Here is a 14,103-nt window from a genome sequence, read left to right on the forward strand (position 1 = left end):
CGTCTTTGGCGCCAGGGAGGGCTTGGCCATGCAGGCTCGGTATCCGATTTTTCGATTGACGTCGTGGGTTGCGCTGTTGGCGCTCGGCTGGATCTTGCTGGTTTTACCGGTCTCGGCCTTCGCTGCCTGCGACGAGGATTTGAGCTACTCGATCTATCCGACGCATCGCAAGGTGGAAGCGATTTGCGCGAACGATGCCGAGGCGAGGCAAGCTTGCGTCAATTTCGTTGAGTCCCACGGCTACGGCAGCGAGTACTGCACGGGAGCGTACTGGGCGGGTTGGTTGCGCGATGGAGACTACCGCTATTACGGCTCGTTCGGATGGGCCGAAAAAGCTAAGCCGGAGTACAACGCCGGCGCTCCGGAGTGTCCGGGACAGTGTTTCGGCGACCCGATCAACGCGGGAAACGGTAACAAGTTCGAGTCCAAGGTCGAGTATCGCGGCGAGGGTCTTTTCCCGCTCGAGTTCTCCTGGACCTATAACTTCATCTTGCCGGGACTCATCCTGCCCGCGGATTCCTTCGTTCTCGGTGGAAACAGGACATTCAACTACGGCAGTCGCGTAGCGCGCATGGAGTGGGGCTCCAAGCCGACCGTCTACGTGTCTCGCCCGGACGGAAAGTACATAAGATTCACCAAGGCCAGCGCCGCTTCGGGCTGGCTGCCGGCAGCGCATATGGATAGCCGTCTTACGGAACTGCCGACGGGCTGGGAGTTCGAGGACGACGACGGACGAAGGGAGCTGTTCGACGCGGCCGGTCGCCTGGTGGAAATCCGCAATCTTGCAGGCCATAGGCAATACTTGTCCTATGGCTCGGACGGACGGCTGGCATTCGTCCGCGATATGGTCGGAAGACAGCTAAGATTTTCGTACAACACCGATGGCTTGATCAGGGAGCTGACGCTGCCCGACGGGCGCTCGATCAAGCTGTCCTATACCCTGGAACGACGGCTGACCAAGGTCGAATACCAGGACGGCAGCTCGATCCAGTACCTCTACAACGAATCCGGATACGTCACCACCAACAACAGCGGCGCCTTGACCGGCGTCATCGACGAGTCGGGCATGCGTACGTCGTCGACGACGTACAACCACATGCACGCCACCGGGACGTCGTTGGCGGCTGGAGCGGATGCCTATAAAGCGACCTATACGATTTCCAATAATCGTACCTATGTCACGTACGCCGCGGTCGGGCTGCCGTCGGGCGCTTCGCGGCAACTCAATTTGACCGCGATCAACGGCCGAGTCGTGCCGAAGAAGATCGTTACGGCTTGCAACGGATGCTCCCCGAGGCAGGTGGAGTACATCTACGACGCCAACGGTCGGTACGACATCGTCACCGACAACGGCGTCGCCACCGATTACGACCACGACAGCCGCGGTCTTCCGCTGCAGGTCGTCGAGGCCGCCAACGATGCCGCGGGCCATCGGCGCACCACCCAGACCGACTGGCATGCGGAATTTCGCGTGCCGACCGAGCGGCGTGTGTTCGACGCTTCGGGCGCGCTGGTCGCCAAGACCTCCTGGAGTTACAACTCTCGCGGTCAAGCGCTGAGTGCGACCGTGACGGATCCTACCGGCTTGCTCGCCCCGCGCTCCACCACGTACGCCTATTGCGAACAAGGCGACATCGCGGCCGGGGCATGTCCATTGCTGGGATTGCCGACATCCGAAGACGGTCCGCGTACGGATGTGGCCGATGCCATCCGTTACAGGTACTACGCCAGCGACGATCCGGGCTGTGCGACGTCCCCGGCGAGTTGCGTCCATCGCAAGGGCGATTTGTGGCAGGTCGAAAACGCCTTGGGTCAGGTGGTCCTTGAAGTGTTGCGCTACGACGGCGCCGGCCGCGCGCTGTCGGCCAAGGACCGCAACGGCGTGGTCACGGACTATGAATATCACGCACGCGGCTGGCTGCTGGCGGTCAAGGCGCGCGGCCCCGACCATGCGGGCGAAGCCGACGATCTGGTCACCCGGGTCGATTACTGGCCGACCGGCCTGGTCAAGAGGGTCACCCTGCCCGACGGCGCCTATGCGGCCTATACCTACGATGCCGCCCGGCGCCTGACCGACATCGCCGACGAAGCCGGCAACTCGATCCACTACACCCTCGACAGCCGCGGCAACCGCACCCAGGAGGACACCCGCGCCGCCAACGGTACGCTGACGCGTTCGTTCTCGCGCGTGTTCAACCTGCTCGATGAAGTCCAGGCGGTGAAGGACGCCGCGCAGAACGCCACCTCGTTCGCCTACGACAGCCGCGGCAACCCGAACCTGACCACCGACGCGCTCGGCCGGGTGACCGACCAGGACCACGACCCGCTCGATCGCCTGGTGCGCACCCTGCAGGACGTCAATGGCCTCGCCGTCGAAACCCGGCTGCAGTACGACGCCAACGACCGCCTGACCCAGGTCGTCGACCCCAAGGGTCTGAGCACGAGCTACGGCTACAACGGCCTGGGCGATCAGATCCGGCTGACCAGCCCGGACACCGGCGTCACGACCTACGGCTACGACACCGCCGGCCAGCTGATCAGCAAGCAGGACGCCAACGACGCCGTCGCTCACAGCTACAGCTACGACGCGCTGGGCCGGCCGAAGACGATCTCCTACGGCAGCGGCGGCAACGACGTCGAATACGACTACGACAGCGTCAACGCCGAGTGCGCGGCCGGGGAAACCTTCGCCGTCGGCCAGGTCGCCGCGATGCGCACCGAAGGCACCGCGCTCAAGTACTGCTACGACCGCTTCGGCCGGGTGGCGCGCAAGCTGCAGACCGTGGACGGCCGCAGCTTCGTCCTGCGCTACGCTTACGACCCGGCCGGCCGCATGCAGGCCCTGACCTACCCGGACGGCGCCGTCGCCGAATACACCCGCGACGCCGGCGGCCGCGTGACCCAGGTCCACGTCACCCCCGCGGGCGGCGTCCGCACCGCGCTGCTGACCGGCGCGAGCTACCGGCCGTTCGGCCCGGTAAGCGGCTGGACCTACGGCAACGGCCGCAGCCTGAGCCGCAGCCACGACCTCGACTACCGCGCCAAGACCATCTTTGATGCCGCCAGCGGCGGCCTGTCGCTGGGCTACGGCTACGACGAAGTCGGCGAGCTGACCGAACTCAAGGACGGCCTCCAGAGCGCCTTGCTGGCCAAGTACGACTACGACGCCCTCGGCCGCCTCAAGACCACCCGCGATGGCCCCACCGGCACCCCGCTGGAAACCTACGGCTACGACGCCACCGGCAACCGCACCAGCCTGCAGCGCGCCGGCACGACGACCACGTACGGTTACCCGGCCAACAGCCATCGTCTGACCGACGTCGGCGGCGTGGTCCGCGGCTACGACGCGGTCGGCAACACCACCAGCATCGGCGGCACGGCGAAAGAGTTCGTCTATAACGCCAACGACCGCATGAGCCAGGTCAAGTCGGGCGGCGTCGTGAACCGCAGCTACCGCTACAACGCCAGGGGCGAGCGGGTTGCCGCGACCGATGGCGCCAGCGGCCCGGCGGCGGTTTACACCCTGTACGACGAAGCCGGGCATTGGATCGGCGACTACGACGCCAACGGCGCGGCCCGGCAGCAGGCCGTGTGGCTAGGCGACGCGCCGGTCGGTCTGCTGGCCGGTGCCGGTGCTGCGCAGAAGCTGCACTATGTCCAACCCGACCACCTGGGTACGCCGCGCGCGGTGATCGATGCGGATCGGAACGTCGCGATCTGGTCCTGGAACGCCAAGGGCGAGGCCTTCGGCAACGATGCGCCGAATCAGGATCCGGATCAGGATGGCACTGCGTTCGTGTTCGATTTGCGGTTCCCGGGGCAGCGGTTCGATGCGGCTACGGGGCTGAACTACAACTATTTTCGGGATTACGATTCAACGACGGGACGATACTCACAGAGCGATCCAATCGGGTTGATGGGTGGGGTCAGTACTTATTCATACACCGGCTCAGATCCAAATTCGAAGATCGATCCTTTCGGGCTACAGTCCGCGTTTGTTCGGACTTACCCTCGCAAGGATTACTCCGAGTGTGAGACCCAGGACTTTCTGGATAATATTAGGAAGAGCGTGACTGAGGTCCCGATGCCTGTGCGGGCATATAGAATGTATAAAAACCATACAGGCGAATATGACTTCAAGGCAACCCGGAAAGATTCAACTTTTTTTGTGGATGGAAAGAGGCTTTCTGCCCCTGCATTCGGAAATTATATAGCAGGGTATGCGAGCAAATACTACTATCCGGGTGGATATTACGATGTGCGCATGTTCGGAATAGCTTTCGACTATCTTGATGGTGCGAAAAACTGGGATCGAGATAGTATCGCTGACATTGATGCCGGTGCTGCTCGTGCAGATGCGGAAAGAAGTGGAAAAATATCTTTAGACCCATGCGGATGCCATAAATGAACGCTCCTATGATTATTGTTCTGGTCGTGGCCGCAGTTGCACTGATTGTTTGTTTCATTGCTAATAACATCAGGATTGTGGCGGCCGGGTTGGTAACTGTCTGGTTGAGTATCTGCTATATGCTGCTCATTCCTTTTGTGAGTGCTTTTCGTCTGGCTGTGATGCCCGCCGATTCGTCTTCTCAAGAATATATGGCAGTGGGGCGGGCGCTGTCGATCTTGTTGGATGAAGTGGCATCCGCAAGATGGGCGATTGCTGTTTTGTCTTTCGCTTTAGTGGTTGTGGCACTCTTTAAATCACGTCGTGGCTCGCGTGATGAGCGGTAGGCCGTGCCTCTGGGATTGCGGTAGAGGTAGGAGCGGGGCCGTAGCATCTTTTAGATTGTGTCGCACAGGACATCGTACGGCTTGCTGAAAACTATGGCGGCTCGGTAGCGGCGCACGACTCAATTTCCTGCGAGAAACCCGGCGATAGCATGGAAAAGAGAGTGGCCGCAGATCTTGCGAGGTACAAGCTGGAAAATGGAGGCCTGAATCCGTGCGGATGCAAGGGCTGAAGTGGTTCCTTTTGCTGTGTTTTGGTTGCGCGACAGCAGCTTGCGTTGCTAAGGGGGAGGGCTGCTCGGACTTTTCGAAGGTGGATTCGATGCCCGATGACGACCAGAGGCGAATGGCGGCCTCACTTAGTCCACAGGAATTGGTCGATGCATACTCCTGTGCGGTCAGTGAATATCGGCCGCGTCGGTCAGGATTCGCTAGATTCTTCGTCGGCAGAGAGAGTGAAGTGCTCCCTGTCCTCGTTAAGGAGGTGAAAGTTGCCGCGGGGGATGAAGATCCGTTCTTTCATGTTCTCGCTATATTTGAGATGGCCAAACGAGATCCTTCAATTTTGAGCGAAGATGATCGATCCTCTTTGCAGAAGTTATGTAGGGATAGGGCGGGGAAAGAATCGGAATGCTATAAATTGGCTTCAGCGCTCTAGGTCGGTGAGTGGGTGGCGTGAGTGGCGTACTGTTCGGAAATTAGGGCCTGCGTTTAATCAAAGGATGCGTGTGCATGCAGAAGGTGATTTGTTGGCTTGCGCTGTTGAGCTTGATTGCAGTGCTCCCGGCATGTTCGGATCCTGGGCGCGGTGCCGAATACGAGCGCGCGCGGGCCGAGGTGATGTTGCTGGTCAGGGCGTTGGATACGTACAAGTCTGACAACGGAGTTTTCCAGAGCAAATTAGTGAGTTGTCGCCGAGGTACGTTAGTGAGGAATTTCTGAAAAATCACGATCCTGGTCGGTCAGTAAGTTTCTTCTATGAGAGGATTTCTGGCGACGAGTATGGGATTACATTCAAATATACTGATATGGGTAGGAATGTATGCTCGATGCGGAGTGGTCGTTCTGCTGATAGTTGGACTTGTAGTGGTTATCTTTAATTTGATGATGTTGTGCCGGAATTTATGGGTGGAATAGCGAAGAAGGGGTCGGGGCAATCTTTGGATTGGAAACCAATCACTGTTGGCCCTATCACTTGACGCTTCGATCTGATCCTTGAACTTTCCAGGTGCGGCTAAAAATGAAAATGCGCGACGTGTTTGTGCTTGGAGTGGTGCTTCTTGCAGTTGGATGCGATAAAGGTGATGTTGGAAATTTGGCTGGAGGGTGGATATCAAAAGGGTCGCATGCGGGCGGCAAATTTTTAATGCAGCCTGATGGGCGCTTCACTATGGAGCACGCCCCTTTGTCCCATGTTTGCGATGGAGTTAGTTCCAGCTCGCCGGTGCAGGCCGAGGGGCGTTGGGAGAAAGAAGGCGACGAAGGCCGAGTTCTATTTGTCTTCAGTCGCTACTCTGATGCCCGATGCAAGGCGCCGTACGCGATCGTGGCTTTTCGGGGAACTGATGATGAGCTCTCGTTCTTCCTAGATGTGGACTCGCCTGAGAGCGCCCTTGTGTTCTTTCGTGATCGCTAGTCTGTGTAAGCCGTCGAGTGGCTCCGTTGCGAACTTAGCTGGCCGAGCATTTGCGATCCAAAGGATCTACTGACGGCGGTGTTCCACCTTCCTCAGGAGTTTAGGAACGGCTTGAACCCAGTAGACGTAGAGGCTGCGGTTGCGAATTGCCGTAATGTGGATGGTGCCGGCGAGTACTCGCTTTGTACGGATCTGGGGCGAAGATTGACTGCTCGCCAGTAGTCCGATCGTCGTGAGTTGCCTGAACTCGTGAATCTAAGTGCTCCAAGGGCGAGATCGAAGCATGAAGTCTCTGGTCGCGTTGCTGGCGCTGTTGGCAGGAGGCTGCACCGCCGATCCCAGCCAGACGCACGTCGTCAGTCAGCGCTTCGCCCTTTGCATCGCGACCCCCGAGCCGGTCGCCGTTTCCTTGCACGATGGCATCGACGCGACCCAGGGCGAGATCCGGGTGGGCGCGAGCAGGGCCAGCCTCACGGTCGATCCGCACCCTTACTGCCCGGGCGTTCGCAAGATCGCGAAGCCCCAGCGGCGGGGGGCGATTTGATTTCCATCGATTCCGGCGTGTATCGGACGAGGGTGGGGGGAAGGCGGGCCATGACGCTGTCCGCTTACGAGCTTGCGGACCGCGGGGTTGTGTATGTCGTGCTTGCCGGTGCGCCGGGAGAGGGGCCGATGCTGGAGCGGATTCGGGATCGGTTCTGCGCGTGCGGCCGTTGTTGATGGCCGCCGGTTGCGCGGAATGACGGTGCGGTTCCCGTAGGAGCGGCGTCCCGCGGGATTTTCTCCGGTCATGAGCTGCGGCCGGTGGGGCGACGGGAATGGCGGGGCTGCGTCGGGCCGCGGTGCGGGGTCGCATCGTTTTGCTGCGCGACATGGCTTCGGATGGAGGCGTGGTATTGCGCCGCTTCGGTGGTCGCGGCTCACGCCGCTCCTACAGGAGCAGTAGGGCTGCGCGGCAAGGTTGAGGTATGGAGGTCGCGGCTTGTGACCGAAGGAAATCCCGTGGGACGCCGCTCCTACCCCTCAGGGTGGTGCGCAGCGGTCCATGGCCGGCACCACCCGCGTCGACGCCATGTGAAACAAAACCCCGGATCCGGCAAGCCGGAAAGGCCCTCTGCCGGGTTGACCGCGCGCGCCCAAAAAAAGAGAATGATCGTTCATTCTATGATGTGCCCGCGGTCCGTCCTGGCCGCACCAACGACCTGAGGCTCCCCCATGCCGTCGCGCAAGTCCATGTCCTATAAGACAATTCTCACCGTTTCCGTGCTCTGCCTGGCGCTCGCCGCCTGCGGCGGGGGCGGCGACCAGCAGGGCGGTCCCGGCGGGCCGGGTGGCCAGAAGGGCCAGGTCACGGTGGTGACCCTGAAGCCGCAAACCATCACCCTGACCCGCGAGCTGCCTGGGCGCACCAGCGCCTCGCTGATCGCCGAGGTCCGGCCGCAGGTCAACGGCATCGTCGAGAAGCGCCTGTTCACCGAGGGCGGCCTGGTCAAGGCCGGCCAACCGCTGTACCAGCTCGACGACAAGACCTACGCCGCCGATGCCGAGAGTGCCAAGGCGACGCTGGCGCGCGCCGAGGCGGCGCTGAATTCGGCCCAGCTCAATGCCCGCCGTTCGACCGAACTGGTCAAGATCGACGCGGTCAGCAAGCAGGACGACGAGAACGCCACCGCCACGCTCAAGCAGGCCCGCGCCGACGTCGCCACCGGCCGCGCCCAGGTGCAGAGCACCGGCGTGGTGCTCGGCCGCGCCCGCATCGCCTCGCCGATCAGCGGCCGCATCGGCAAGTCGGCGGTCACCGCCGGCGCGCTGGTCACCGCCAATCAGGCCGATGCGCTGGCGGTGGTGCAGCAGCTCGATCCGGTCCACGTCGACATCAGCCAGTCCAGCGCCGAACTGCTGGCCCTGCGCAAGCAGATCGCCGCCGGCACCCTGACCGAGGCCAGCACGCCGGTGACCATCCTGCTCGAGGACGGCACCAAGTACGAGCACGCCGGCAAGCTGGCGTTCTCCGAGGTCACCGTCGACGAAGGCACCGGCAGCTTCCTGCTGCGGGTGGTGGTGCCGAACCCCGACAACATCCTGATGCCGGGCATGTACGTGCGCGCCCAGGTCGGTACCGGCGTGCGCCAGAACGCGCTGCTGGTGCCGCAGCAGGGCGTGTCGCGCGATCCCAAGGGCGCCGCGACCGCGATGGTGGTCAACGCCAAGGGCCAGGTCGAGCCGCGCGAAGTGCAGGTCAGCCAGGCCATCGGCGACAAGTGGCTGGTCGAGGGCGGTCTGAAGGCCGGCGACAAGGTCATCGTCGAAGGCCTGCAGAAGATCGGTCCCGGCATGCCGGTCGATGCGGTCGAGAAGGGCGCGCAACCGGCCAAGCCGGACGCCGCGCCCGCCGCCGCGCCGAAGCAGTAATCGGAGAATTTCATGGCACGGTTCTTTATCGATCGCCCGATCTTTGCCTGGGTCTTGGCGATCATCATCATGATCGGCGGCGCGATTGCGATCACGCAGTTGCCGATCTCGCAGTACCCGACCATCGCGCCGCCGACCGTATCGGTGAACGCGTCCTATCCCGGCGCCTCGGCCAAGGCGGTGGAAAACTCGGTGACCCAGATCATCGAGCAGAACATGAAGGGCATCGACGGCCTGATGTACATGTCGGCGACCAGCTCGTCCGACGGTCAGTCCGGCGTCACCCTGACCTTCGAGAGCGGCACCGATCCCGACATCGCCCAGGTCCAGGTGCAGAACAAGCTGCAGCTGGCCACCCCGTTGCTGCCGCAGATCGTGCAGCAGCAGGGCGTCAGCGTGTCCAAGGCCAACTCGGCGTTCCTGCTGGTGATCGGCTTCGTGTCCGAAGACGGCAGCATGAACGGCGCCGACATCGCCGACTACGTCGCCGCCAACCTGGTCGATCCGCTGGCCCGCGTCGACGGCGTCGGCAGCACCCAGCTGTTCGGCACCAAGTACGCGATGCGGATCTGGCTGGATCCGGACAAGCTCAATACCTACAAGCTGACCCCGAACGACGTCATCACCGCCTTGCGCGCGCAGAACGCCCAGGTCGCGGTCGGCCAGCTCGGCGGCACGCCGTCGGTGAAGGGCCAGCAGCTCAACGCCACCGTCACCGCGCAGGACCGCCTGCAGACCGCCGAGCAGTTCCAGAACATCGTCGTGCGCGCCAACAGCAGCGGCGCGGTGCTGAAGCTGTCCGACGTGGCCCGGGTCGAACTGGGCCAGGAGGACTACAGCACCATCGCCCGCTTCAACGGCAAGCCGGCCACCGGCATCGCGATCTCGCTGGCCACCGGCGCCAACGCCCTGGCCACCGCGCAGGCGATCCAGGCCGAGCTGGAACAGCTCAAGCCCTCGTTCCCGAAGGGCCTGAAGGCGGTCACCCCGTTCGACACCACGCCGTTCGTGCGGGTGGCGATCGAGGAAGTGGTCAAGACCCTGCTCGAAGCGATCGTGCTGGTGTTCCTGGTCATGTACCTGTTCCTGCAGAACTTCCGCGCCACCCTGATCCCGACGATCGCGGTGCCGGTGGTGTTGCTGGGCACCTTCGGCCTGCTCGCGTTGTTCGGCTACTCGGTCAACATGCTGACCATGTTCGCCGTGGTGCTGGCGATCGGCCTGCTGGTCGACGACGCCATCGTCGTGGTCGAGAACGTCGAACGCGTGATGAGCGAGGAGGGGCTGACCCCGCTGGAGGCCACCCGCAAGTCGATGGACCAGATCACCGGCGCCCTGGTCGGCATCGGCCTGGTGCTGTCGGCGGTGTTCGTGCCGATGGCCTTCCTCGGTGGCGCCACCGGCGTGATCTACCGCCAGTTCTCGGTCACCATCGTCTCGGCGATGGGCCTGTCGGTGCTGGTCGCGATCGTGCTGACCCCGGCGCTGTGCGCGACCATGCTCAAGCAGATCGAGAAGGGCCACCACGCGTCCGACAAGGGCTTCTTCGGCTGGTTCAACGACAAGTTCGACCGCAGCAACAAGAAGTACCAGGGCGCGGTGCACGGCATCGTCACCCGCGCCGGCCGCTTCATGATCGTGTTCGCGGCGATGGCGGCGCTGATGGGCGTGATGTTCTTCCGTCTGCCGTCCTCGTTCCTGCCGCAGGAAGACCAGGGTTTCCTGTTCACCATCGTCCAGGCGCCGGTCGGCGCCACCCAGGAACGCACCGGCGAGGTGCTGAAGAAGGTCGAAGAGCAGTTCCTCAACGACCCGGCCGTGGATTCGCTGTTCACCGTGCAGGGCTTCAGCTTCGCCGGCAACGGCCAGAACGCCGGCATGGCGTTCTCGCAGCTGAAGTCGTGGGAAGAGCGCGAAGCCACCTGGGGCGACCGCTGGCGTTGGCTGACCAGCTTCGGCAAGACGCCGATGCCGGACAACAGCGTCAACGCCGTGGTCGGCCGCGCCATGGGCAGCTTCATGCAGATCAAGGACGCGTTCGTGTTCGCGCTGGCGCCGCCGGCGGTGTTCGAACTGGGCAACTCCAACGGCTTCGTGTTCTACCTGAAGGACAACGGCGCGCTCGGCCACGATGCGCTGGTCGCCGCGCGCAACCAGTTCCTCGGCATGGCCGCGCAAAGCCCGCTGCTGCAGAACGTGCGTCCCAACGGCATGGAAGACACGCCGCAGTTCCGGGTCGACGTCGACAACCAGAAGGCTTCGGCCCTGGGCCTGAACATCGCCGACATCAACTCGACCCTGCAGGCGGCCTGGGGCGGCCAATACATCGACGACTTCGTCGACCGCGGCCGGGTCAAGCGCGTCTACATCCAGGCCGATGCGCCGTTCCGCATGGCGCCCAGCGACTTCAACCGCTGGTACGTGCGCAACGACAAGGGCGAGATGGTGCCGTTCTCGGCCTTCGCCAGCACCCGCTGGGAATACGGTTCGCCGCGCCTGGAACGCTACAACGGCGTCTCGGCGCTGGAAATCAACGGCGAGGCCAAGCCGGGCGTGAGCTCGGGCGAGGCCATGGCCGAGGTCGAGAAGCTGGTGGCGCAGTTGCCGCAGGGCATCGGCCTGGAATGGACCGGGCTGTCGTTCCAGGAACGCCAGGCCGGCGCGCAGACCCCGCTGCTGTACACCCTGTCGCTGCTGATCGTGTTCCTGTGTCTGGCGGCGATGTACGAAAGCTGGGCGATCCCGACCTCGGTGCTGCTGATCGCGCCGATGGGCATCCTCGGTACCGTGCTGGCGACCTGGATGCGCGGCATGGAGCGCGACGTCTACTTCCAGGTGGCGATGCTCACCACGGTAGGCCTGTCGAGCAAGAACGCGATCCTGATCGTCGAGTTCGCCAAGGAGAACCTGGAGAAGGGCATGGACCTGATCTCGGCCACACTGGCCGCGGTCGGCGACCGCCTGCGCCCGATCATCATGACCTCGCTGGCGTTCGGCCTGGGCGTGCTGCCCCTGGCCCTGGCCAGCGGCGCGGGTTCCGGCGCGCAGCGCGCGATCGGCACCGGCGTGCTCGGCGGCATGGTGGTGGGCACCTTCCTCGGCATCTTCTTCGTGCCGCTGTTCTTCGTGGTGGTGGAAAAAGTGTTCGTCAGAAAGAAGAAGCACGCGCCCTCGCCGCAGGCCGCAGAAGGAGCGCACAGCCATGAGTAAGTTCTCCCTCCACGCCCTGGCGATCGCGATCGCCCTGGCCGCCAGCGGCTGCGTCAGCCTGGCGCCGAAGCTGCCCGAGCAGCAGTCCGGCATCGCCGGCGAGTGGCCGCTGCCGCCGACCACCCAGTCCTTCGTCGGCGCGCAGCCGCTGAGCTCCGACCCGGCGGCCTCGCAGGAGGCCGTCGCCGGCGGCGGCGCGGCGGTGGCCGACATCGGCTGGCGCGATTTCTTCGTCGATCAGAACCTGGAAGAACTGATCGCCCGCGCCCTGGTCAACAACCGCGACCTGCGCGTGGCCGTGCTCAACGTCGACAAGGCGCGCGCGCAGTACCGCATCCAGCGCGCCGACCGGGTGCCGGCGCTGAACGGCGTCGCCCAGCTCGAGCGTCGCGGCGGCGACAACCAGAACGTCACCGACCTCTACACCGCCGGCGCCTCGATCGCCAACTTCGAGCTCGACCTGTTCGGCCGCGTGCGCAGCCTCAGCCAGTCGGCGCTGCAGCGTTACTTCGCCCAGGAGGAAGCGCGCCGCGCCGCCCAGCTCAGCCTGATCGCCGAAGTCGCCAACGCCTACCTGACCCTGGCCGCCGACCGCGAGCTGCTGTCGGTGTCGGAAGCCACGCTGAAGAACCAGCAGGCGGCCTACGACCTGACCCAGAAGCGGCGCGAACTCGGCGCCGTGTCCGGGCTGGAACTGAGCCAGGCCCGCACCCAGGTCGAGCAGGCGCGCGCCGACGCGGCGCGTTACGCCGGCCAGGTCGCGCAGGACACCAACGCGCTCAACCTGCTGGTCGGCGAACAGGTCGATCCGGCGTTGCTGCCGCAGAAGCTGACCGACGGCGTGACCGGGCTGGCCGCGCTGCCGGCGGGGCTGCCCTCGGAGGTGCTGTTGCGCCGCCCCGACGTGCTCCAGGCCGAACACGTGCTGCGCGCGCAGAACGCCAACATCGGCGCCGCGCGCGCGGCGTTCTTCCCGTCGATCAGCCTGACCGGCTTCCTCGGCAGCGGCAGCAACGAACTGTCGGGCCTGTTCGAAGGCAATACCCGGGTGTGGTCGGTGACGCCGGTGGTCAATCTCCCGATCTTCCAGGGCGGCAAGCTGCGCGCGGGCCTGGCCTCGGCCAAGGCCGATCAGAAGATCGCCCTGGCCGAATACGAGAAGGCGATCCAGGCTGGGTTCCGCGACGTGTCCGATGCCTTGGCGCTGACCAAGACCCTGGCCGAGCAGCGCCAGGCCCAGGAAGCGCTGGTCGAGGCCGCCGGCCGCGCCGACCAGTTGTCGACCGCGCGCTACAAGGCCGGCCGCGACAGCTACCTCAATCAGCTCGATGCGCAGCGCACGCTCTACGCCGCGCAACAGGGCCTGGTGTCGACCCGCCTGGCCGAGCAGGCCAATCGGGTGACCCTGTACAAAGTGCTCGGAGGTGGCTGGAACGAGCGCAGCCAATGAGCACTCCGGGCAAGCCCACCGCGAAGGCAGAAGCGCGCGCGCAAGCCCAGCGCGAGCGCATCCTGGTCGCTGCGCAGCAGTGTTTCGTCGTGCACGGCTTCCACGCCGCCAGCATGGCCAACATCGCCGAGACGGCCGGCATGAGCGCCGGCCTGATCTACCGCTACTTCAAGGGCAAGAACGACATCATCCTGGCGATCATCGAGCGCCAGCTGGAGGAAGCGCGTTCGGACATCGCCAAGCTGCACGCGACCAGCGACCTGGTCGCGGGCATCGCCGAGGTGTTCCAGCAGTGGCAGGCCAACGACCCGAACATCACCAGCGCGGCGCTGTTCCTGGAACTCACCGCCGAGGCCACCCGCGACGCCGAGATCGCCGCGGCGACCCATGCCTCGGACCGGGTGTTCCGCGCCGATCTGGCGGCCTGGTTCGCGCGCAGCCATGAGGACGGCGGCCTGGGCGTGCCGCAGGATCAGGTCGCGACCCGGGTGCTGATCCTGCAAAGCCTGATCGAAGGCCTGGCGATGCGCGCGATCTCGCAGCCGGACCTGACCGTGGACCAGGTCAAGGCGGCGCTGGAGCAGTTCCTGCCTAGCCTGCTGTCGGCCTAGCCGCGGCGCGCATGCTTGAATCGACGGGCCGCCTTGCGGCCCGTTTTCTTTTG

8 protein-coding genes are annotated in these 14,103 nt (G+C 64.1%); all 8 read left to right on the plus strand.

The window, feature by feature from the left end; translation table 11 throughout:
* Window positions 1-28: 28 nt before the first annotated feature.
* The 8 genes from K4L06_RS09545 to K4L06_RS09580 all read left to right on the plus strand — a co-directional run bounded on the left by K4L06_RS09545 (window position 29) and on the right by K4L06_RS09580 (window position 14,050).
* Window positions 29-4,408 (plus strand): RHS repeat-associated core domain-containing protein, encoded by a 4,380-nt coding sequence (locus tag K4L06_RS09545; RefSeq protein ID WP_221671171.1) that lies wholly within the window; start codon window positions 29-31, stop codon window positions 4,406-4,408.
* Complete coding sequence (locus K4L06_RS09550; protein ID WP_221671172.1) at window positions 4,405-4,734, plus strand: hypothetical protein; 330 nt, start codon at window positions 4,405-4,407, stop codon at window positions 4,732-4,734. Before K4L06_RS09545 ends, K4L06_RS09550 begins: the two co-directional genes overlap by 4 nt.
* Before the next feature lie 1,237 nt (window positions 4,735-5,971).
* Window positions 5,972-6,367, plus strand: a complete 396-nt coding sequence (locus K4L06_RS09555) for a hypothetical protein (RefSeq protein WP_221671173.1) — start codon at window positions 5,972-5,974, stop codon at window positions 6,365-6,367.
* A gap of 283 nt (window positions 6,368-6,650) precedes the next feature.
* Complete coding sequence (locus tag K4L06_RS09560; protein WP_221671174.1) at window positions 6,651-6,911, plus strand: hypothetical protein; 261 nt, start codon at window positions 6,651-6,653, stop codon at window positions 6,909-6,911.
* 689 nt (window positions 6,912-7,600) lie between these two features.
* Window positions 7,601-8,779: an efflux RND transporter periplasmic adaptor subunit gene (locus K4L06_RS09565; RefSeq protein WP_221671175.1), complete on the plus strand. Its 1,179-nt coding sequence runs from the start codon at window positions 7,601-7,603 to the stop codon at window positions 8,777-8,779.
* Between the two features lie 12 nt (window positions 8,780-8,791).
* Entirely contained in the window at window positions 8,792-11,989 is a 3,198-nt protein-coding gene (locus tag K4L06_RS09570; protein WP_221671176.1) for an efflux RND transporter permease subunit, read from the plus strand.
* Entirely contained in the window at window positions 11,982-13,439 is a 1,458-nt protein-coding gene (locus tag K4L06_RS09575; protein ID WP_221671177.1) for an efflux transporter outer membrane subunit, read from the plus strand. Before K4L06_RS09570 ends, K4L06_RS09575 begins: the two co-directional genes overlap by 8 nt.
* Window positions 13,436-14,050 carry a TetR/AcrR family transcriptional regulator gene (locus tag K4L06_RS09580; RefSeq protein ID WP_221671178.1) on the plus strand — a complete coding sequence of 205 codons (615 nt, stop codon included), beginning with the start codon at window positions 13,436-13,438 and terminating at the stop codon, window positions 14,048-14,050. The genes K4L06_RS09575 and K4L06_RS09580 overlap by 4 nt, the downstream gene beginning before the upstream one ends.
* Window positions 14,051-14,103: the final 53 nt, after the last annotated feature.

The organism is Lysobacter sp. BMK333-48F3 (genome assembly GCF_019733395.1).
In the GTDB taxonomy this organism is placed as follows: Bacteria; Pseudomonadota; Gammaproteobacteria; order Xanthomonadales; family Xanthomonadaceae; genus Lysobacter.

Coding starts and splice junctions, on each gene's coding strand:
- K4L06_RS09570 (WP_221671176.1), top strand. CDS start 8,792: ATGGCACGGTTCTTTATCGATCGCCCGATCTTTGCCTGGGTCTTGGCG.
- K4L06_RS09580 (WP_221671178.1), top strand. CDS start 13,436: ATGAGCACTCCGGGCAAGCCCACCGCGAAGGCAGAAGCGCGCGCGCAA.
- K4L06_RS09565 (WP_221671175.1), top strand. CDS start 7,601: ATGTCCTATAAGACAATTCTCACCGTTTCCGTGCTCTGCCTGGCGCTC.
- K4L06_RS09550 (WP_221671172.1), top strand. CDS start 4,405: ATGAACGCTCCTATGATTATTGTTCTGGTCGTGGCCGCAGTTGCACTG.
- K4L06_RS09555 (WP_221671173.1), top strand. CDS start 5,972: ATGAAAATGCGCGACGTGTTTGTGCTTGGAGTGGTGCTTCTTGCAGTT.
- K4L06_RS09545 (WP_221671171.1), top strand. CDS start 29: ATGCAGGCTCGGTATCCGATTTTTCGATTGACGTCGTGGGTTGCGCTG.
- K4L06_RS09560 (WP_221671174.1), top strand. CDS start 6,651: ATGAAGTCTCTGGTCGCGTTGCTGGCGCTGTTGGCAGGAGGCTGCACC.
- K4L06_RS09575 (WP_221671177.1), top strand. CDS start 11,982: ATGAGTAAGTTCTCCCTCCACGCCCTGGCGATCGCGATCGCCCTGGCC.